Source organism: Sphingomonas sp. AOB5 (genome assembly GCF_029433115.1).
Lineage (GTDB): Bacteria > Pseudomonadota > Alphaproteobacteria > Sphingomonadales > Sphingomonadaceae > Sphingomonas.
In genome coordinates, this window is sequence record NZ_JARNTV010000062.1 from 1 (window position 1) to 20,188 (window position 20,188).

The 20,188-nt window shown below is 66.8% G+C and carries 19 protein-coding genes; 1 reads left to right on the top strand and 18 read right to left on the bottom strand.

Going from position 1 to position 20,188, the window contains the following annotated elements; all coding sequences use genetic code 11:
- Positions 1-144: 144 nt before the first annotated feature.
- The 13 genes from P1X14_RS18190 to P1X14_RS18250 form a co-directional block, all read right to left on the bottom strand.
- Positions 145-1,680 (bottom strand): polyamine aminopropyltransferase, encoded by a 1,536-nt coding sequence (locus tag P1X14_RS18190; protein ID WP_277316837.1) that lies wholly within the window; start codon positions 1,678-1,680, stop codon positions 145-147.
- Positions 1,673-1,885: a DUF350 domain-containing protein gene (locus P1X14_RS18195; protein WP_277316838.1), complete on the bottom strand. Its 213-nt coding sequence runs from the start codon at positions 1,883-1,885 to the stop codon at positions 1,673-1,675. The genes P1X14_RS18190 and P1X14_RS18195 overlap by 8 nt, the downstream gene beginning before the upstream one ends.
- A 12-nt stretch (positions 1,886-1,897) precedes the next feature.
- Positions 1,898-2,044, bottom strand: coding sequence for a hypothetical protein (locus P1X14_RS18200; protein WP_277316839.1), 147 nt, complete (start codon positions 2,042-2,044; stop codon positions 1,898-1,900).
- On the bottom strand, positions 2,044-3,429 hold the full coding sequence (locus P1X14_RS18205; protein WP_277316840.1) for a DUF4178 domain-containing protein: 1,386 nt from the start codon (positions 3,427-3,429) through the stop codon (positions 2,044-2,046). The genes P1X14_RS18200 and P1X14_RS18205 overlap by 1 nt, the downstream gene beginning before the upstream one ends.
- The gene (locus tag P1X14_RS18210) at positions 3,419-4,090 is read right to left on the bottom strand and encodes a DUF4178 domain-containing protein (RefSeq protein WP_277316841.1); all 672 of its coding nucleotides are present in this window, start codon (positions 4,088-4,090) and stop codon (positions 3,419-3,421) included. Before P1X14_RS18210 ends, P1X14_RS18205 begins: the two co-directional genes overlap by 11 nt.
- Before the next feature lie 4 nt (positions 4,091-4,094).
- On the bottom strand, positions 4,095-5,087 hold the full coding sequence (locus tag P1X14_RS18215) for an SPFH domain-containing protein (RefSeq protein WP_277316842.1): 993 nt from the start codon (positions 5,085-5,087) through the stop codon (positions 4,095-4,097).
- Between the two features lie 75 nt (positions 5,088-5,162).
- Positions 5,163-6,560 (bottom strand): efflux transporter outer membrane subunit, encoded by a 1,398-nt coding sequence (locus P1X14_RS18220; RefSeq protein ID WP_277316843.1) that lies wholly within the window; start codon positions 6,558-6,560, stop codon positions 5,163-5,165.
- A 5-nt stretch (positions 6,561-6,565) separates the two neighbouring features.
- Positions 6,566-7,672, bottom strand: coding sequence for an ABC transporter permease (locus P1X14_RS18225; RefSeq protein WP_277316844.1), 1,107 nt, complete (start codon positions 7,670-7,672; stop codon positions 6,566-6,568).
- Entirely contained in the window at positions 7,669-8,793 is a 1,125-nt protein-coding gene (locus tag P1X14_RS18230; RefSeq protein WP_277316845.1) for an ABC transporter permease, read from the bottom strand. The genes P1X14_RS18225 and P1X14_RS18230 overlap by 4 nt, the downstream gene beginning before the upstream one ends.
- Entirely contained in the window at positions 8,790-10,511 is a 1,722-nt protein-coding gene (locus tag P1X14_RS18235; protein ID WP_277316846.1) for an ATP-binding cassette domain-containing protein, read from the bottom strand. The genes P1X14_RS18230 and P1X14_RS18235 overlap by 4 nt, the downstream gene beginning before the upstream one ends.
- A gap of 1 nt (position 10,512) precedes the next feature.
- The gene (locus tag P1X14_RS18240) at positions 10,513-11,517 is read right to left on the bottom strand and encodes an HlyD family efflux transporter periplasmic adaptor subunit (RefSeq protein ID WP_277316847.1); all 1,005 of its coding nucleotides are present in this window, start codon (positions 11,515-11,517) and stop codon (positions 10,513-10,515) included.
- Positions 11,514-12,176, bottom strand: coding sequence for a CerR family C-terminal domain-containing protein (locus P1X14_RS18245; protein WP_277316848.1), 663 nt, complete (start codon positions 12,174-12,176; stop codon positions 11,514-11,516). The genes P1X14_RS18240 and P1X14_RS18245 overlap by 4 nt, the downstream gene beginning before the upstream one ends.
- Positions 12,177-12,246: 70 nt before the next feature.
- A complete protein-coding gene (locus tag P1X14_RS18250; RefSeq protein WP_277316849.1) occupies positions 12,247-13,542 on the bottom strand; it encodes an MFS transporter in 1,296 nt (431 codons plus the stop codon).
- Between the two features lie 101 nt (positions 13,543-13,643).
- On the opposite strand from P1X14_RS18250, the gene P1X14_RS18255 reads away from it, so the two are divergent.
- On the top strand, positions 13,644-14,957 hold the full coding sequence (locus P1X14_RS18255; protein ID WP_277316850.1) for a VCBS repeat-containing protein: 1,314 nt from the start codon (positions 13,644-13,646) through the stop codon (positions 14,955-14,957).
- A gap of 3 nt (positions 14,958-14,960) precedes the next feature.
- On the opposite strand, the gene P1X14_RS18260 is transcribed toward P1X14_RS18255, so the two are convergent.
- The 5 genes from P1X14_RS18260 to P1X14_RS18280 form a co-directional block, all read right to left on the bottom strand.
- The gene (locus P1X14_RS18260; protein ID WP_277316855.1) at positions 14,961-15,443 is read right to left on the bottom strand and encodes a luciferase family protein; all 483 of its coding nucleotides are present in this window, start codon (positions 15,441-15,443) and stop codon (positions 14,961-14,963) included.
- Positions 15,440-16,972 carry an FAD-dependent monooxygenase gene (locus P1X14_RS18265; protein WP_277316851.1) on the bottom strand — a complete coding sequence of 511 codons (1,533 nt, stop codon included), beginning with the start codon at positions 16,970-16,972 and terminating at the stop codon, positions 15,440-15,442. Before P1X14_RS18265 ends, P1X14_RS18260 begins: the two co-directional genes overlap by 4 nt.
- A 5-nt stretch (positions 16,973-16,977) precedes the next feature.
- Positions 16,978-17,298 (bottom strand): antibiotic biosynthesis monooxygenase, encoded by a 321-nt coding sequence (locus P1X14_RS18270; RefSeq protein ID WP_277316852.1) that lies wholly within the window; start codon positions 17,296-17,298, stop codon positions 16,978-16,980.
- 13 nt (positions 17,299-17,311) lie between these two features.
- On the bottom strand, positions 17,312-19,558 hold the full coding sequence (locus P1X14_RS18275; RefSeq protein WP_277316853.1) for a TonB-dependent receptor: 2,247 nt from the start codon (positions 19,556-19,558) through the stop codon (positions 17,312-17,314).
- Between the two features lie 103 nt (positions 19,559-19,661).
- On the bottom strand, positions 19,662-20,188 hold a 527-nt coding region (locus P1X14_RS18280; RefSeq protein WP_277316854.1), incomplete at its 5' end, for a VOC family protein.

A 20,188-nucleotide genomic window follows, 5' to 3' on the forward strand; every position in this document is an offset into this window, starting at 1 on the left:
CCGGTGACCGCGCGCCATGTCGGCGCCGTCGAGATCGCCTTCGGGCAGGGTCTCGCGGGCGAAGCCATAGGCGATGCCCACTCCCGCCGCCGCGACTGCGCCCGCCCCGAGGCCGAGCGCTGCGCGCCTGTCGATCATTTGGGATCAACCTTCATAGCGGCTCCAAGCGTCGGCGAATTCGCGGACCAGCGCCTGATTGTCGAGCCGGTTCACCGGCGTGGGGCGCCGCGCCATGTCCGGCGGGAAGTCGAACATACGCTCGGCGATCTCGGGCGTGAGGAAGCGGCCGGTCGGGATGTTCGCCTTGTCGGGGATCGGGCCGTTGGCGGCGAGGATGAAGCCCCATTCGCCGAAGCTCGGCACATAGGCGTGGTAAGCGCGGGTCTGCATGCCTGCGGACTCCATCGTCGTCGCGACGGTCCAGAAGGCGTTGGGTGCGACCAGCGGCGAGGTGCTCTGCACCACCATCATCCCGCCCGGCGCGAGCAGCTTGCGCGCGGCGCGATAGAAGGTCTCGGTATAGAGCTTGCCGACCGAGTAATCGACCGGATCGGGGAAATCGACGATGATCGCGTCGTACTGGCCTGTAGCCTCACGCGCCCAGCGGAAGCCGTCCGCGTTGATGACGGTCATCTTGGCATTGGTCAGCGATCCGCCGTTGAGCCGGGTCAGCATGTCGGTCTTGGCGAACAGGTCGGTCATCTCACCGTCCAGATCGACCAAAGTCAGATGCTCGACCTCCTTGTGACGCAGCACCTCGCGCGCGGCGAGGCCATCGCCGCCGCCAAGGATCAGCACATTGCGGGGATGCGCGACGCGGCCCATCGCCGGATGCACCAGTGCCTCATGATAGCGATATTCGTCGCGCGACGAGAATTGCAGATTGCCGTTAAGATACAGCCGCAGATCGTCGCCGCGCCGCGTGAGGACGATCCGCTGATGCTTGGTCGACACGGCATAGATCACCGGCTCGCCATAGCCCGCGACTTCGGCCCAGCGCTGCAACCGGTCGGACGCGAAGAAGCCCGCGGCGAGGCCGATCAGGATCAGCACCGAAGCAAACTTCTCCACCCGGAAACCGATCGTTTTGGGCAAGGTGAACAGCAAGGCGAGCGCGACCGCGGCGTTGAAGAAGCCGAACAGGAAGCCGGTGCGGATCATGCCCAGGTGCGGCATCAGGATCAGCGGAAAGAGCAGGCTGGCTGCCAGCGCGCCGACATAGTCGAAGGTCAGCACGTTGGAGACGACTTCGCGGAACTCGTAGCCGCGCAGGATCCGGATCAGCAGCGGGATCTCGAGGCCGACCAGGAAGCCGATGGCGAGCACGATACCGTACAGCGCCACGCGGAAATGATCGATCACCGGGAACAGCAGGAACAGCGCTGCTGCCGAACAGCCGCCGATCACTGCGATCAGCAATTCTGTGCGAACGAACAGGCGGAGTTCGTTCTTTTTTACATAGCGGGAAAACCAGCTCCCCATCCCCATCGCGAACAGATAGCTGCCGATGACGGTCGAGAACTGGGTGACGCTGTCGCCCAGCAGATAGCTGGCCAGCGTGCTCGCCAGCAGTTCGTAGATCAGGCCGCAGGTTGCGACGACGAAGGCGGACGCCAGCAGCGCCACCGCGGGAGCGGAGGCGACGAGCTTCTTCGGTTTCGGCGGGTCCGCCTCAGCCATGGATCGCGGCGGCGACGATGATGGCGAGACCGATCGCCACCGCGCCCGCGAAGATCGCCACGGCGTTGTTCTGCTTCTTCTCGATCTCTTCCCACAGCTTGCCGGGGGTCAGGATGTCCAGAATGACGAAGCCGACAACGAACACGACGATGCCGATCGCCGAATAGAGCAGGGTGGCGAGTATCTGCGGAAGGGTCGTAGCCATTTCCAATTCCCCTTATTTATGGGTGGGACCGTAGATGCCGCCGCGCACGGTCGAGCGACCGCCGTCCGCGAAGGGCGAGTAGGAGAACATGCCGGAGACGAGGAACAGGCCGACCGCGGCCATGCACCACAGGGCATAGAAGAAGATCTTCGTACTCATCAGTCGTCCTCGTCATCGTCATCGGATACCGGCGCGAAATCGCTTTCGGCCATGCGCGCCTGTTCGAAATGGACATGGCGGAAGAACACCCAGATCAGCGGGATCAGGATCAGGATCAGCGCGATCAGGAAGTTCGAGAAGAACAAGGCGCCCTGAGTGACGGTGATCCGCACTTGCGGATCGGCCAGCGCCCCGCCGAGCCAGCCGGTACCGATGCCGGTTTCGGCGGTCGTATCCGTGAAGGTCGATCCGTCGATACCGCCGGTCCAGCGATTGCCCTTGAATTCGACCACCACGTCATAGGTGCCGGCGGGCACGCTGGCGACCGAGACATTGTTGCTGCCCGATCCTTCGCTCCAGCGCCCGTCCGAATCCACGCCCGAATATTGCTCCGCCGCGCCATAGGCGGCGTAGCTTTGCTGGGTGGCGCGGTTGACGAGGCTGTAATCGAGATCGACCCAGCCATTTGCGAGCCCTGGCACATCGGCCCTGATCTCGACCTTTTGATAGGGCCGGTTGAGCGTGATCGGACCGATGGTCGCGCTGGCCTCGTGCCCGTCACGTGGGATGGCGAGTGTCTTGTCCGCCAGCGTGGCGCTGCCGCCGAAGACGATCGAGACGATGATCAGGAACGCGAGCGCCGCCGCGGCGATCTTCCAGCCAAGGCTTAGCCAAGCGGTGTGCGGTGATTTCTGGTGCGGCAGCGGCGGCCAGATGCTGCGCGATGCGTGGATGCCGAACGCGGTCTCGATCTCGCGCGGTTCGAGCAGTTCGGAAACCGTCCAGCTCACCTCATGGGCATTGGCCTCGCGCGACAGCATGAAGCCGGGGCGGACCCAGTCGTCGGTCGACACTTCCTCGCCCACGGTCACGCGCCAGTAGAATTCGCCGATGACGTAATCGACCTGCGCGCGGCCATCGGCGAAGAACGCCTTGTACGGCTCGCCGTCGATCGAGACATTGCCGAAGCTATAGCTCGGCCAGGTCGTCCGCGTCTCGCCCAGGCTCCATCCACCGCGATTATAGATGAGCCAGCGATAGCCGTGATAGGGATTGAAGAGGAGAAACTCCTCCCAGCCATAGGCGCCGTTTTCCGACCGGCGGAGATAGCCGATCGCTTCCCATTCGATCCCACGCAGCGTCGCGCGGGTGCCGAGCGGAATGGAGAGCTCGGCAGCGGCGCGATGGCTCTCGACCAGCAGCTTGACGGTCGGATCGGACACGTCGAGCAGCGAGCCGCAATATTCGCATGCGACGGTCACCGAATAGCCCGCCGCGCGCAGTTTCGGGCTGCCGCCACAGGCCGGGCAAGTCAGCGCCCTTGCGGTCGCGACCGGCTGCAGCTGCGGCAGCGTCCCGGTTTCGGGGGCTTCGTCAGGCAGCATCGGGTTTCGCCCAGCCTTCGAAGCGGCGCAGTCCGCGCGGGTTCAGTTCTGCCAAAGTGACGTAGCGGCCATCGTAGAAGGTCGCGCCGTCATCGTCGCGCTGCAGGCTGGCGACATTGCCCTGCTTGCCGCGCAGATCGACGCTGTACATCCGCCAGCCCGGCCTGGGCGTGAAGGGCAGTTCGCCTTCGGCGGCGAGGCAGATCACGTCGCGGGCATCGACGATGGTCATCGCCTCGCGATCCATCTGCACCTCGGTGCCCGGGATCGCGTGGCGTCCATCGACGATCGTGTGGATGTGGCGGGTGCGGACGCTGGCGAGGTCGCGTTCCTGCACCAGCATGAACTGGCCCATCGCATCGCCCAGCCAGGCGGTCGCGCCGCCATCGAACAACAACAGCCACTCGTTCCACGATCCGTCGGTCCAGCCCCAGCGGATCCGGCCGATCACTTCGAAGCCATGGCCGTCCACCTGTCCGCGCACCCCGATCTGGATCGGGCTGACGTCGAACGGCAGCGGCGACGACTGGCCGACCACCGCCACGCCATCATCGCTGCGCACCAGCAGCGAGCGGCAATAGTCGCACACGCGCGACGGCAGCGCCGCCGATCGGAACACGACTTCCGCGCCGCAATTGGGACAGGGGGTGGTGAGCGTCATCGGTTCAGCGAATACGGCCCATCAGCTCGGCCTTTTTCGCATCGAACTCGGCCTGGGTGATCGCGCCGACGGTCAGCAGCTTGTGCAGCTTCTCGATCTGCGCGAATGCATCCTCGCCCGATGCAGCGGCTGCCGGAGCGGCGCCGCCACCGATCCCGCCGGACATGCTCTGACCGATCGCCATGCCCGCCGCGGCACCCGCCCCGATCCCGGCAATGCCGCCCGACTGGGCCGCCGCCGTCTCGATCGCCTCCGCGCTCTGGAAGCGCACGAACCGGTCGAGATCGCCGACCACGCGCATCGAGCTCGCCTTGTCGAGCATCGCCTGCACGTCCTCGGGCAGCGACACGCTCTCGACGAAGAAGCTGGTGCACTCCAGGCCCCATTGCGCGAAGGCGGGCTGGACCGCGGCCTTGAGCCGTTCGGACATCGCAGCCTGATCCGCTGCAAGGTCGATAAAGGCGACGTCGCCGCCGCCCAGGCTGGTGGCGATGGCCGTGGCGATCGCGCCGCGCAGCTGAGGCTCGATATCCTCGACCTCGAGCTTGTCGAGCGTACCCATCATCTTCACCGCGAAGGTGGGAATATCCTCGATCCGGAACGAATAGCTGCCGAAGGCGCGGACGCGCAGCGGACCGAATTCCTTGTCGCGCACCGTGATCGGCTGGGCGGTGCCCCATTTCAGGCCCGCTTGCTCCTTGTGCGTGTAGAAATAGATGTCCGACTTGAACGGCGAGGCGAAGCCCTTGTCCCAGTTGCGCAGCGAGGTGAGCAGGGGAAGGTTCGCGGTGTTCAGCGTGTACTGGCCCGGGTGGAACACATCGGCCATCACGCCTTCATTGTAGAAGAAGGCGATCTGCCCGGCGCGCACGGTCAGCTCTGCGCCGTTCTGGATCTCGCGATCCTCCATCGGATAGCGCAGGCCGAGATCGCCCGGCTCTTCCACCCAGTCGATGACGTCGACGAACTGCTTCTTGAGGAAATCGAGAATGCTCATGATCTGCTCCTGTTGGGGTGCAGGATATCGAGTTCCTCGGGGTTCAGAAACAGGAAACGGACACGCTTTGGCCGATTATCCTGCGGTCCAGCCGCCGCCGAGCGCCTTCACCAATGCGATGTAGGAAAGGAAGGTGCGGGTGCGGGCATCGCTGGCGGCGCGATCGGCGGCGTTGAAGCGCGACTGGGCGTCGAGCAGGGTCAGCCGGTCGTCCTCGCCCGCGCGGAAGCGTTGGCGGGACAGGTCGAGCGCCGTGGCGGCTTGCGCGCGAGCGGCCTCAAGTTCGCCCGAGGCGAGCTGGGCAGCGGCATAGCGGTTGAGCGCAGTCTCGCTGTCCGACAGCGCGGCGAGTACTGCGCGTTCGTAATCGATTGCAGCGGAATCGGCGCGGGCCTCGGCGCCGCGGATTTGCGCGCGGATGCGGCCCATCGAGAAGATCGGCCAGCGCAGCGACGGGCCGAACTGGAAGCGGGTGCTGTCGAGCGACACCAGATCGCCCGGCTCGCGCGCCTGCTGACCGATGCTGCCGAGCAGCGAGAAGCGCGGGAACAGGTTCGCGGTTTCGGTGCCGACGTCCGAGGTCGCGGCGGCAAGCTTCGCTTCGGCAGCGGCGATATCGGGGCGGCGGCGCAGCACGTCGGAGCGGACCGAGTCTACCCTCAGTTCGGGCGGGACCGGCAGCGGTGCCGGAGCGCTCAGCCGGTCGAGCCAGGCCTCGGGCGGGCGGCCGGTAAGCAAAGCGAGACGATAGGTGGCGGCGCGGATATCGGCTTCGATGCCGGGGATCGCTGCTTCGGCGCTGCGGGCTGTGGCATCGGCGCGAGCATCGTCGAGCCGGGCGGCCTCGCCCGACTGGTAGCGCTGGCGGATCAGCCGGGCGATCGCGCGCTGTGCTTCGGCATCGCTGCGCACGATCGCCAGCTGGGCCTGTGCCCCGCGCAACTCGCCATAGGTGCGGGCGATCTCGGCGACGACCTGAAGCCGGACTTCGTTCCGCTGCATCTCGGCGGCTTGTGCGCGGCGACCGGCGGCTTCGACCGCGCGGCGCTGGCCGCCCCACAGGTCGATTTCCCACGATGCGTCGAAGCCTGCGTCGAACAGGTCGAGTTCGGGGCTCAGGCCCGGGATCTTGCCGACCGGAAGCTGGCCGTTCTCGCTCAGCCGGTTGGTGGTGGCGGAAGCCGTCGCATTGACCTGCGGACCCGTACCCCCGCGCACCGCGTCGCGGCCCGCGCGTGCTTCGCGCAGCCGCGCTTCGGCCTGACGGATATCGAGATTGGCGGTGGCGCCGGTCTCGATCAACTCGATCAGCAGCGGATCGTTCATCCGCCGCCACGGCTCGAGATCGACCTGGCCCACAGGTACCGCGCCGATCCAGTTGCCGGTGTCACCGGTCACGACCGGACGCTGATAATCCGGGCCGACCGTGCAGGCGGCGAGCGGGAGCAGGAGGAGAAAGGGGAGGGTGCGCATAGGGGTTACTCCATCCGCGAACGGAACAGCATCGACGCGGCGCCGATGGTGACGGCGGCGATGAGGACGAGCGGCCAGGTGTTGGCGAGGATCTCCGAGGCGGGCATGGCCTTGAGGAACACGCCCTCGCAGATGTTCAGGAACCAAGTCGGCGGGTTGGCATAGGCGATCATCCGCAGCCAGTCGGGCATGTTGTCGACGGGACTCGCATAGCCCGACAGGATGATCAGCGGCACGCTGGCCAGGAACATGCCGAGGAACGCCTGTTGCTGGGTCATCGACAAGGTCGAGATCAGCATTCCGATGCCAGTCAGCGCGAGCAGGTAGAAGATCAGCGCGACATAGAAGAGCGGCACCGATCCGGTCAGCGGCACCCCGAACACGGTCGGGATCAGCACCACGAACAGGGTGACGTTGGCGATGCCGATGATCACCGGGGGCATCATCTTGCCGACGAGAATCTCCCAGGTGCGGAAGGGCGAGACCATCAGCTGATCGAACGTTCCCAGCTCGCGTTCGCGCGCCACCGATTGCGACACGACTGACAGCGACGAGACGGCGGCGATGATCACCACCAGAGCCGGCATCACGAACCAGAGATAGGTGAGGTTGGGATTGAACCAGTGGGTGACGATCGTCTGCCCGACAGCCGGCGGCGCGCGCGCGGACAGGCCGGCGCCGACGTCGCCCGCGATCCGTTCGATATAGCCCGACACGATCTGCGCGGCGTTCGAGCGGCGGCCGTCATAGATGGCGCCGATGGTGGCGCCCCGGCCCGCGGCGATATCCGCCGAGAAGGTCGGGCCGAAACGCACCGCGGCGATCACCTGCTGCCGGTCGATCGCCTGGCGCAGCTCGGCGTCGGAACGCAGCGAGACGATGCGCGCGACATTGGGGCTGCCCGCGATCCGCTGGATCACTTCCTGGCTGTACGCCCCGCCATCCATGTCGAGCACGCCGACGCGGATGCTGGTCACTTCCAGCGTGGAAGCGAAGCCGAACAGGAACAGCTGGAGGATCGGCGGCACGATCAGCGTGATCCGCGCCTTGGGATCGCGCAGGATCGCCCATAGCTCCTTGACGATGATCGCCCGCAGGCGCGCGCCGATCATGCGATCCTCCGCTGCGTGACACGCACGCACATCACGAACAGCCCGGCGCCGAACACCGCGAGCGTGGCGAGATTGGGCAGGAACAGGCCCCAATCGTCTCCCGCGATGAACACCGTCTGGAGCTGGGGGATCAGGTAGCGCGCGGGGACGAGATAGGTCAGCGCCTGGATCGGCTTCGGCATCGACGAAATCTCGAACAGGAAGCCCGAAAGCAGCATCGTCGGCAGGAAGGCCGTGAGCAAAGCGACCTGGCTGGCGACGAACTGGTTCTTGACCGCCGCCGAGATCAGCAGCCCCTGCCCCAGTGAGGGGATCAGATAGACCGACGCGATCACCAGCAGCGCCAGCGGGCTGCCGCGGAACGGCACGCCGAAGATGGTGATCGCCAGCACGGTGCACATCGCCATCGATCCGAGGCCCAGCACGAAATAGGGGATCACCTTGGTCAGGATGAATTCGCCCATGCCGATGGGGGTGGCCATCAGCGCCTCGAGCGTGCCGCGTTCCCATTCGCGCGCGACCACCAGCGCGGTGAGCAAGGATCCGATCATGGTCATCACCACCGCGATCGATCCGGGGACGAGGAAGTAGCGGCTGGCCAGTTCGGGGTTGAACCAGAAGCGCGAGGTGACGGCGATGGGCGGCTGGCGCAACCCGCCCGCATCGCTGGCGCGGGAAGCGGCCCAGGTGGCGCGGACGCCCTCGGAATAGGCGGCGATGAAGGCGGCGGTGTTGGGCAGCGAACCGTCGGTCACCACCTGGATCGAGCCGCCGCCGCGCGCGACCTGCCGGCCGAAGTCCTGCGGGATAACGATGATGCCGCGGATGCGGTCGCCGATCAGGTTGTCGCGCAGCTTCTTCATACCGCCGGTCTCGACCACCTCGAAATAGCGCGAGTTCTGGAACGCGCCGGCAAGGCTCGCCGCGACCGCGCTGTCGTCCTGCACCGCGATGCCGATCCGGGTGCGCGAGGAATCGAGGTTCACGCCATAGCCGAACAGGAACAGCAGCAGCAGCGGCAGGACCAGCGCGATCAGGAAGGTCGACGGATCGCGCACGATCTGGTGCGTTTCCTTGACCAGCATCGCGCGGAAGCGGCGGGGATCGAACGGCCGGTTCATGCGGCCTCCGCTTCTCGGGCGCGGTCGGACGCTTCGATCAGCGCGATGAAGGCATCCTCCATCGTCGCGTCGGGCCGCCCGACCTGTGCCTTCAGCTCATCGGGGGTGCCGGTCGCGATCTGCTCGGCGCGGTAGATCAGCGCGATGCGGTCGCAATATTCGGCTTCCTCCATGAAGTGGGTGGTGACCAGCACGGTCACGCCCTTCTCGACCAGCCCGTTGATATGGGTCCAGAATTCGCGGCGCACGATCGGATCGACGCCCGAGGTCGGCTCGTCGAGGAACAGCACCGGCGGTTCGTGGAGCACGGCGCATGCCAGTGCGAGCCGCTGCTTGTAGCCGAGCGGCAGACCGCCGCTATTGTCCTTGAGGTAGCGCTCGAGGTGGAAGATCTCGATCGCACGCTCGATCGCCTGCTTCGCGTCGCTGCCCGACAGGCCATAGGCACCGGCGAAGAAATCGAGATTCTGACGGACGCTCAGATCGCCATAGAGCGAGAATTTCTGCGCCATATAACCGAGCGACTGGCGGGCATCGGCGCTGGCGGTGCGCAGGTCGTTGCCCGCGACCGATCCGGTGCCTTCGCTGGGGGTGAGCAGGCCGCACAGCATCTTGAAGGTGGTCGACTTGCCCGCACCGTTCGGGCCGAGCAGCCCGAACACCTGCCCGCGCCCGACGCGGAAGCTGACGTCGCGCGCGGCAGTGAAGTCGCCGAAGCGCTTGGTCAGGCCGCGCGCTTCGATGGCCGCTTCGCCGGTTTCGGGGATCAGCGGATAATGTTCAGCCAGTTCGGACGTGCCCTTGGGGCCGCCGCCGAGCAGATCGATGAACGCGTCCTCGAACCGTGGCTCGGCCTTGCGCAGCTTCCTGCCCGGTTCGCCGCCGATGGCCTGTGCCTCGGGTGCTTTCGTATCGGGACGCAGCATCAGCCGGATCGAATCGCCCTGCACCGTGCCGTCCTCGATCGCCGGATGATCGAGCGCCTGACGCAGGGTCGCGCGGCGCGCTTTCTCCGGCACGTCGAGCCGGACGATCCGGCCCTGCATCGTCGCGGTCAGGTCGCGCGGCGGGCCGCTGTGGAGCAGCCTGCCTTCGCTCAGCAGGAACACGGTATCGCACTGCTCGGCTTCGTCGAGATAGGCGGTGGACCACAGCACGCCGATCCCCTCGCCCGCCAGATCGCGGACCATCGCCCACAGTTCGCGGCGCGAGACGGGATCGACGCCGACGCCCGGCTCGTCGAGCAGCAGCAATTTGGGTGCGCGGACCAGCGCGCACGCGAGGCCCAGCTTCTGCTTCATGCCGCCCGAGAGCTTGCCCGCGAGCCGCTGCTGGAAGCGCTTGAGATCGGTGAAGTCGAGCAGCTTGCCGAACCGTTCCTCGCGCTCGTCATGGCTCAGGCCGCGTAGCTCGGCATAGAGATCGAGATTTTCGCGGACGGTCAGGTCTTCGTACAGGCCGAAGCGCTGGGGCATATAGCCGAGCTGGCTGCGATCGGCGTCGAGCGCGGGGCGGCCGCCGACGATCACTTCGCCCGCATCGGGTTCGATCAGCCCGGCGATGATGCGGATCAGCGTGGTCTTGCCCGCGCCATCGGGCCCGACCAGCCCGGTCATCTTGCCGGGCAGGATCTCGATCCCCACGCCGTCGAGCGCGGGCGGAGCATCGGGCGCGAAGCGCTTGACCACGCCGGTCGCGATGGCGGCGGCGTCTGCCATCTCACTTCTTCGCCGGGCGGGCGCCGGTGACCGAGACCGAAACGGGCTGGCCCTGACGCAGCGCGTCGTCGGGATCGTCGACCAGGATGCGGACGCGATAGACCAGATCGGTGCGCAGATCCTCGGTCTGGACCGTCTTGGGCGTGAATTCCGCGGTCGGCGAGATGAAGGCGATGCGGCCCTTGTAGGTCTTCGGATTGCCGTCGGCGGTAACGGTCACCGCCATGCCCGGCGAGACGCGCGACAGGTCGTTCTCGGAGATATAGGCGCGCACCCGCATCGGCCGGTCGATGGTGAGGGTCAGCACCGTCTCGCCCGGCTGGACGATCGCGCCCGGTTCGCGCGCGCGGGTCAGCAGCACACCGGCATTGGGCGCACGCAGCACCGCGTCGGACAGGTCGGTCGAGGCACGGTCGCGCTGGGCGCGGGCGGAATCGCGGGTGGCGACGGCGGCGAGGATATCCTCGCGCCGGGCGCCCGCGCGCTGGAGCGACAGGGCCTGTTCGGCGGCGCGGACCTGTGCCTGTGCGGCGCGATATTTGGCCTGCGAGGCTTCGAACAATGCCTGACTGACGGCGCCGGTCTTCACCAGTTCGCTGCGGCGTTCGAACTCCTCGCGTGCCTGGGCGAGGCTGGCATTGGCCTCGGCGAGACGTGCCTCGGCCTGCGCGATTTCCTGCGGGCGGTTGCCGCCGGCACGCTTGCGCAGCTCGGCATTGGCGACTTCGACCTGGGCATTGGCCTGTGCCAGCGCATCGCCCAGCGGACGGGTTTCCAGTTCGGCGAGCACCGCGCCGGCCTCGACGCGGGTCCCTTCCTCATGCGGCATGCTGGCGATGCGGCCGGGCACGCGGAAGGCGAGGTCGACCTGACGGATGTCGACATTGCCCGAGAGCGTCAGCGCGCCATCGGCCTTGCCGCCGACAAGGCCGAAGCCCCGCGTCGCGAACGCAGCGATGACGAGAATCGCGACAGCGGCGATGACGAGGATGCGGCGGCGGTTCACGCTGGGTCTCCCTTGGCGAGACGATCGAGGATCGCGTCGAGATGATCGGTGGCGATGCGGCGGATCGCGATCTGCTCGGCCGGGCCGATGTCGCTCCACCCCATGCCGCGCAGCACGGTGGCGCGGCATACGCGGAACATCAGCACCTGCCCGATCAGCATCAGCGTGCGCAGCCGGGCTTCGGCGGGATCGAGCCTGCCGCCCGCGGCGCATTGCAGCAGCGCGCAGACGCGGTCGCTCGCCGGACCCATCACGCCGTCATAGAGAATATTGAAGGCCTCGGTCGGTTCGGCCTGCTCGCGGATGATGAAGCGGGCAAAGGCTTCGGTCTCGTCGCGGGTCATGATCGCCACCGCCGCGCCCAATATGCCCTGAAGCGCGGCGCGCGCGGCGGCGGGATCGCCATCCTCGGCGCAGATCTCGTGCGACATGGCGAGCGCGGGGCCGATCCAGCCGCGGATCTGCCCCGCGATATGCTCGGCCGCGGCGAGGTACAGCCCCTCTTTGCCGCCGAAATGATAGGTGATCGCCGACAGCGGCTTGCCCGCTGCCCCGGCAATGTCGCGCGTGCTCGCGCCCTCGAGGCCGGCGCGGCCGAACCGGTCGATCGCGATCGTCAGCAAATGATCGGTGGTGGAGGCGCGAGTCGCTTCAGACATGCCGCGCCCACTAATTCGTTCGAACGAACTAATCAATGGCCACGACGAATCCACCGACTGATTTCGCGTATCAGTCGAGTTTCAGGCTGGCATCCGGATCGATGAAGAGCCACGCGGCCGCGCCCACCAGAGCGGCAGCCGATGCGCAGAAGAAGGAGCCGGACCAGCCGAGGGTCTCGGCAAGGATCGGCGTGATCGCGGCGACGGTCGCGCCGCCCAGCTGGTTGCCCATGTTCATCAGGCCGGAGACCGATCCGGCGGAGTGACCGCCGATATCGGCGCTCAGCGTCCAGAAGGCGCTTTGGGAAAGGTAGAGCGAGCCCGAGCCCAGCGCGAGGATCACGGCGGCGAGCCGCGGGTCCTGCACCTGCGTCGCCAGCGCGACGAACAGCCCGGCCAGCGCCATGCCGATCGCTGCAGGCACGCAGCGGCCGATGCGGCGGCCGAAGCGCGGGACGAGCCTATCGGAGATGAAACCACTGAGCGGCGAGGCGATCGCCATCGCGATGAAGGGCAGCATCGCATAGATGCCGCTCGATTTCAGATCGAGCCCGCGCACGCTGGAAAGATAGGTGAAGAACCAGGTGAAGAAGATATAGGCGACATAGCCGAAGCAGATATAGGCCAGCGTCAGCAGCGCGATCTGGCGGTGGAAGATGATCCGGCGCCACGGCGCCAGCTTGACCGGCGCAGCGGGATCGGCGGCGACGCTGTGCGATGCGATATGCTCGCGCTCACCCGCGCCAACGAGCGGATGGCGCTCGGGCGTATCGCGGACGAAGGTCAGCCAGATGGCGAGCATGACCAGTCCGATCGCAGCACTCGCCCAGAAGGCGGCGCGCCAGTCCCATGCCAGCATGATGGTGGTGATCAGCGGTGGCGCGATGCCCGCACCCACCCCGACCCCGGCGAAGATCAGCCCGTTGGCGAGACCCCGCTCATGCGCCGGGATCCAGCTGGCGACCAGCCGGTTGCTTGCCGGGAAGATCACCGCCTCGCCGACGCCGAGCAGGCCGCGGACCAGCAGCAGCATCCCGAAGGCGCCGGCCATGGTGGTCGAGATCATCGCAGTGGCCGCAGTCAGCACGCTCCACCAAACCAGCCCGATCGCGACGGTGCGCCGTGCGCCGAACCGGTCGGCGAGGCGGCCCGCGATGGGCTGGGTCAGCGCATAGCCGAACACGAAAGCGCTGAAGACCAGCCCCAGCTCGCGCTGGCTGATGCCCAGATCGGCCTTCAGCAGCGGCGCTGCGATCGAGATGTTGCTGCGGTCGAGATAGGAGACGGCGGCCGCGGCAAAGGCCAGCCCGACCATCAGCCAGCGGATATTGCCCATGCGGCCTGCGCCACGGATCGATCCGGCCATCTTCCCCTCCCGCGTTTCTTGTACGCAATTTGAAATACACGTATACAAGATGCGAAACGGGCGCAACCCGATCGAGGTTGCCCGAACAGGGGAGGGACGGGATGCGATCCGTCACGAGGCATCTGCTGACCGGTCCGGCGACGATCGCCGCAATCGCCGCCGCCGTGCCGGTGTTCGCACAGGCGGTACCGCCGCCGATCACCGATCCCGCGACCTATACCGGCTTCGCGCCGCGCCCGCCCGCACCCGATGCACCCCGGCCGCTCGCCACGCCACAGCCCGAGCTTCCGCCGGTGACCGCGCCGTTCGACATCCACACCATCGGATCGAACATCCGCGGCCTCTATGTCGTCGTGCCGATCGACATGAACCGCGACGGCAAACAGGATCTGATCGCGCTGGGTCAGCGCGAGGATCATCTGGTCTGGTACGAAAATCCCTACTGGACTCCGCACATCATCCGCACGCCCGAAGCGCTGCCGCAGATGGTCAATATGCACGCCGCGGATCTCGACGGGGACGGCATCCCGGAGATCGCGGTCACCTATCTCTTCCACATGAACCCGTCGCTGAGCGTCGGGAAGATCGCGATCCTGAGCAGCACCGGCAGCGATCCGGACGCGCCCTGGACCCTGCGGGAGATCGACCGCGTCCCGTCGCCGCACCGCGTGCTGTTCGCCGATATCGACGGGAGCGGGAAGAAGGCGCTGGTGGTCGCCCCGATCCTCAATCCGAAGTCGCAACCGGTGACCAGCAACGATCCCGACCATCTGAACGTGCCGCTGTTCGTCTATCGCGCGCCGGACTGGAAGCGCGAGCTGGTAACGCAGGCCAATGTCGGGCCGGTCCACGGGCTGACCGTGATCGACTGGGACGGCGACGGGCGCGAGGATATCCTCACCTCGGGCCAGAGCGGCACCTGGATGCATGGCCTTGGCAAGGACGGCAAATGGACCCGCACCCTGCTGACGCTCGGCAATCCCGCGCCATGGCCCGACAACGGGTCGAGCGACGTCGCGGTGGGGATGCTCGGCGGGCGGCGCTTCTTCGCGACGATCGAGCCGTTCCACGGCAATCTGGTGGTGGTCTACACCCAGGACGCGCAGGGCCGCTTTCTCCGCAACGTGATCGACAACCGCCTCCAGCGCGGCCACACGATCGCGCTGGCGGACTTCGACAATGACGGCGTGCCGGAGATCGTCGCGGGCGCCAGCGGCGGGGCGAGCAGCACCTATTACTACAAGGCGAAGGACGCGTCGGGGCAGGGCTGGACCGCCATGCTGATGGACAATGCGATGGCCGCCGCCGACTGCAAGACCGGCCATGTCCGCGGCGATGCGAAGCGGACCGACATCTTCTGCACCCATGGGCAGGGGACGATGGACCTCAAATGGTATGAGTATCGCGGCGACTGAGGGTCAGCGCTCAGGGTCCCTCAACGCGTTCCGCCGGCTTTGTCGGAGCAGCGCGAGGATCAGTGCCACCTCTCCGGCATCGCGCGGCGCATAGATCATCACCGTGTCCGGCGAGACGGTCGGGCGGCCGGCAAGCGGATGCGGCTCGGCCCAGCCCTTGGCGATCGCTTCGCTGCGCAGCGGCTCGGGCAGGATCGCGTGGAGGCTGCCGTCATCCTCGCCATGGACATGCGCAAATTCGTGGCCGAGCAGGAAGGCGCGCTCGTCCGCGGCGGCCTGCGAGGAATCGAGAAAGAAGCCGACCGTCCCCGGCGGCGCACGCATGCTCCATCCGAGCCGGACATGGTCGAGAGTGCCCAGCCCCTCGACCAGTGCCTCGGTCAGCGGACGGCGTTCGCCCGGCGGCAGGCACTGGCTCAACTGGCTGTGCGGTGCGCAGGGCTGGGTTTCCGGGCGCGGTCCGGCGCGGGGCGGCAGGTTGATCATGGGATGCACGACGCGGCGGCCTCGATTTCCAACGTATCGCTGCGCCATGCGATATAGCCATCGGGCCGCACCAGCAGCACCGCGCGATCCGCGACATTGTAGCGCGAGAAGGCTTCGTCGGGTTGTGGTCCCGCGATCACGCCGACGGCGATTCCGCGCGCCCGCACCGCGGCTACCCGCGCTGCATCCGCGTCATCCAGCGGGGTGCGCGAGAATATCAGAAGGGCGAAGCGGTAGCCGCGCAGCAACGCGAAGACCGATCCGTCGCGCAGCTTCGCATCGGGTGCGCGGTCGCCCGGTCCCGGTGTCTTTCCGGTGCGATCCGTCCGATAGGATATCGCGCGCTGCGAGGCGTTGCGGAACGCCTTTTTCTGGAAAGGCGGTGCACGCGAGATCAGCGGCAGCAGCGCCGACACGGCGCGGTCCCGTATCGCGGCCTTCCACCCGGCCTGCCCGGCGGCGGCAGCGAACAGCTTGCCGGTCGAGCGGACCACGGCCTCGCCGACCGGCCGCCGCTCCGCGTCATAGCTGTCGAGCAGCGCGTCGTCCGCGCCACCGCGCAGCATCGCGGCGAGTTTCCAGGCGAGGTTGGCGGCATCCTGCAGGCCGGTATTCATGCCTTGCCCGCCGGCGGGAGAATGGATGTGCGCCGCGTCGCCGGCGACGAACATCCGTCCGGCGCGGTAGCGGTCGGTGAAACGATGATGCGCGCGGTATCGCGTCACCCACACCGGATCGGACAGCGTTACCGGCAGCGCGATCGCGGCGGCCAGCCCGGCCTGCATTTCGGCCAGATCGAGCGGGGCCGGCTTGCTCCCATCCTCGTCGCCAAAGGTGCCGCTGAGATCGGTCGCCATCACGCGCGACAGCTTCGCGCCGTCGAGCGGCAGGAACAGTCCGATCAGCGGGCCATTCAGGAACACGCGGAACCGGTCATGGTCGAGCGGCCACTCCACCCGGCAATCGGCAAGCAGGAAGCGCTGGGGCAGCATGTCGCCGTCCCAGCCTAGCCCCGCTTCGCGGCGGACCACACTGCGTGATCCGTCCGCGCCGATCACGAAGCGGCTGCGGATCGTGCCGGCACCCGCGGTCTGCGTGGTGACCCCGCTCTCGTCCTGCGCGATTCCCGTTACCGTTACGCCACGCTCGACCGTCACGCCCAGCGCCGCGCAGTCCGCGGCCAGGATCGCCTCGGTCTTCGACTGCGGGATCATCAGGATGAAGGGATAGGGTGTGTCGTCGGCCCGCGCGCGGGTGAAATCCAGCCCGCCGCGAAACCGCCCCTTCACATGGATGTTGACCGAATCCGCCCGCACCCCCTGCGCGACGAAGGTGCCGGCTAGGCCGATCGAGTCCAGCAGCTCCAGTGTGCGCGCCTGCACCGCGAAGGCGCGAGATTCCCGGGTCGCTTCGCTGCGCTGCTCGACGATCCGGACATCGACTCCGGCGCGCTTGAGCAGATTGGCGGCGAGCAGCCCGGTCGGGCCGGCGCCGACCACCAGCACCTCGCAGTCGAAGCGATCGGTCATGCCGGTCACGCGGCGCTGGTGGCGCGATATGGCGTGTGGGCGATCAGCTCGCTGCGGGTGATCGCATAGGGCGCGACGAACAGTTCCGGGTTCATTGCCTGAACCCAGGCCGCGATCGGCCCGTTCACATGCTCCATCAGCCCCGCCTCACCGGCGAAAGTGTTGAAGATCGCGAAGGCGCCCCCGCCCAGATCCAGCGCGTGGAAGCTGGTCGTGCCCGGCTCGTCGCTGGCGATCCGGCGATGCGCCTCTTTCAGAAAATCCCGCGCCTCGTCCTCCAGCCCGGGTTTGGCCTGCATCGTCGCCCAGATCGCCAGCTTCGTCATCCTGTCTCTCCTCTTACCAGCTCTTCGTCACCTGCAGCGCGAAGGTGCGCGGCGCGCCTGCCAGGCCTGCGGGCACCAGCCCGTTGGCGGCGATGGTGATCAGATATTGCTCGTCGGTCAGGTTCTTGCCGATCAGCTGGATATTCCAGCCCTTGTCGGCGCTGGTCCAGCCGATCGAGGCGTTGATCAGGCTATAGCCCGGCTGGCCGAAGATCGCGGCGTTCGACGGATCGTAGAACACCCGGCTCTGATAATAATATTCGCCGCGCAGAAATGCCTTGCCGTTCAGCACGTCGAAATTCAGCTGGGCCGATCCCGAAAGCTGGTGCTCGGGCGCGGCGTTCAGCCGGTTGCCGGTCGCGTTATAGGTGCGCGTGCCCGCATTGAAGCGCGGATCGCCGGTCAGGAAGGGCACGAGCTGGTTCGGCACGCTCGATGTCGGGAACGACTGATACTGGGCGTCGAGCAGCGCATAGTTGGCGGTCAGCGTCAGCGCCTCGACGGGCTTTGCGGTAATCTCCAGCTCGGCGCCGGTCACGCGCGCGTCCGCCGCATTGCGGATCGCCACCACGCCCGGTGCGACCAGCGACTGCACCTGCAGATCGGTATAGTCGTAGCGGAACACGCTGGCGTTGATCCGCAGCCGGCGATCGAGCAGGTCGCTCTTGATGCCGCCCTCGTACGACCAGATCGCTTCCGGCGCGAACGACAGGTCGGCGGGATTGTTGGCGAAGATGCTGGTGCCGCCCGATTTGAAGCCGCGCGTCACCGATCCATAGACCAGCACGTTGGGCGTCACCTGCCAATCGAAACCGAACTTGGGCGTGAAGGCATCGAAATCGCGCTCGAGCGTATGGACGAACGGGAACCCCGGGGTCGGCAGGTTGGTGGCCAGGGAGATGCGCTGGAAGTTCTGCTCGATCCGCTTGCGATCGTGGGTGTAGCGGATGCCTGCGGTCAGCCCCAGTTCCGGCGTGATCTTGAACGTTGCCTGGGCGAAGGCCGCGAGCGAGCGGGTATAGCTGTCCGGCGTGGTGTTGATGCGGAACGCGTTCGCCGCGGGCAGCACCGGACTGGCATAGTTGTTGGCGTAGAGATTGGTGCTGGTCTTGTCGTGGAAATAGAACAGCCCGATCACGCCGCTCAGCCGGTCGGAATTATAGGTGAGATTGAATTCCTGGCTGAACTGGCGCGAGATTTCGGCCTGACCCGCTTCGGCGGCGAGGATCTCGGTGCCGTCGCTATCGACGCGCAGATTATAGCTGCTGCGGCGATAGGCGGTCAGCGATTTGAGCGCGACCTGATCCGAAAGGTCGAAGGTCGCTTCCTGGCTGATGCCCCAGAATTCGGTCCGGTTGAACTGCGGCGAATTGAGCGCGACGCGGTGATAGTCGCCGACGATGCTGTTCGCGAGCGGGGCGCCATTGGCGCCGCCGGGCCGGAACTGGACGAGCAGATGGTCGTAGCTGTCGAACCGCTCATTGCCCTTGCTCCAGTCGGCGCGGGTGATCAGTTCGACTCCCGGCGCCGGCACGATGCGGACCTGGCCGCGCACGCCGCCGCGATTGGCGTTCTGCGTGCCTGGCTGGCCGGTGGCGATATTGTCGAAATAATCGCCGCGGCGGACATAGCTGGCGGCCAGGCTCACCTGCACCACGTCGCGCACGATCGGGCCGGCGACGAAGCCCTGAAGCGTCACCGCTTCATAGCTGCCCAGCGTCACCTGCGCCTTGCCGGTGAACTCGTTCGACGGCTTGCGCGAGATGATGTTGATCGTCCCGCCGATCGCGTTGCGGCCATAGAGCGTGCCCTGCGGGCCGCGCAGCACTTCGAGCCGCTCGACATCGGCAAAGTCCTGGAACTGGCCGAATGCACGGGCGATATAGACGCCGTCGAGCTGGGTCGTGACGCTGGGATCCGATCCGCCGAACACGTTCGACGATCCGATGCCGCGCATGTAGATCACCGCGCTGGCGGTCACCTGGGCGACGTTGAGGCTGGGTACGACGGCGACCAGATCCTTGACGTTCATCACCAGCGATCCGTCGAGCCGGTCCGCGGAGAATACGCTCATCGCGATCGGCGTGCTCTGCGCACTGGTCTCGCCGGTGCGGCTGGCGGTGACGACGATGTCGCTGATCCCGCTGGCATCCTCGGTCTCGGTCGCTCCCGCGCTGTCCTGCGCATGGGCGATGCCGGGGATGGCGATCGACGCGGCGATCGCGATGGCGGCGGCACTGTAAAAGGTCGTTTTCTTCATGACATAGCCCTCCCGTCGCCCGGCGCTGCATGGCGCGGGCGTTGTTGGTTTCGGTATCTGAGGCGCCGGTCAGGTCAGGCGAGCGAGGCCCGGCGCCATGGCCTCAATCCAGTTCGTAGTTTCTCCCGAAATCGGGCGGCGGCGGACCGTCTGCGGACCAGAGGAACATGCCGTCCTTCTTGGTCCAGTCGGTCACCGGCCATTCGAAATCCGCGGGCACGAAATCCATGTCGAAATAATATTCGGCCATGCCGTTCCACGGATCGCGGAAGTAATGGAAATAGTTGGAGCCGACGCCGTGGCGGCCGGGACCCCATGCGTGGCGATATCCCTTGCCGAACAGGCGCTGTGCGCCCAGCGCAGCTTCGTCGATCGATCCCATCTCGAAGCTGGCGTGATGGAAGCCGGGGCCGCTCGACTTGAGCAGGCCGAGCACATGGTGATCGCTGTCGCCCGGCACGCGCATGAAGGCGGCATATTCGTCGGTGATCGTGTCGCTCACCTTCATGCCGAGCACATCGCCATAGAAACGCTGCTGGCGCGCGACGTCGGGGGTGAACAGGATCATGTGGCCCAGCCGGCGCGGGCGCGCGGGAATGTCGCGCGTCGGGCAGCCGCGCTCGCCGCTGC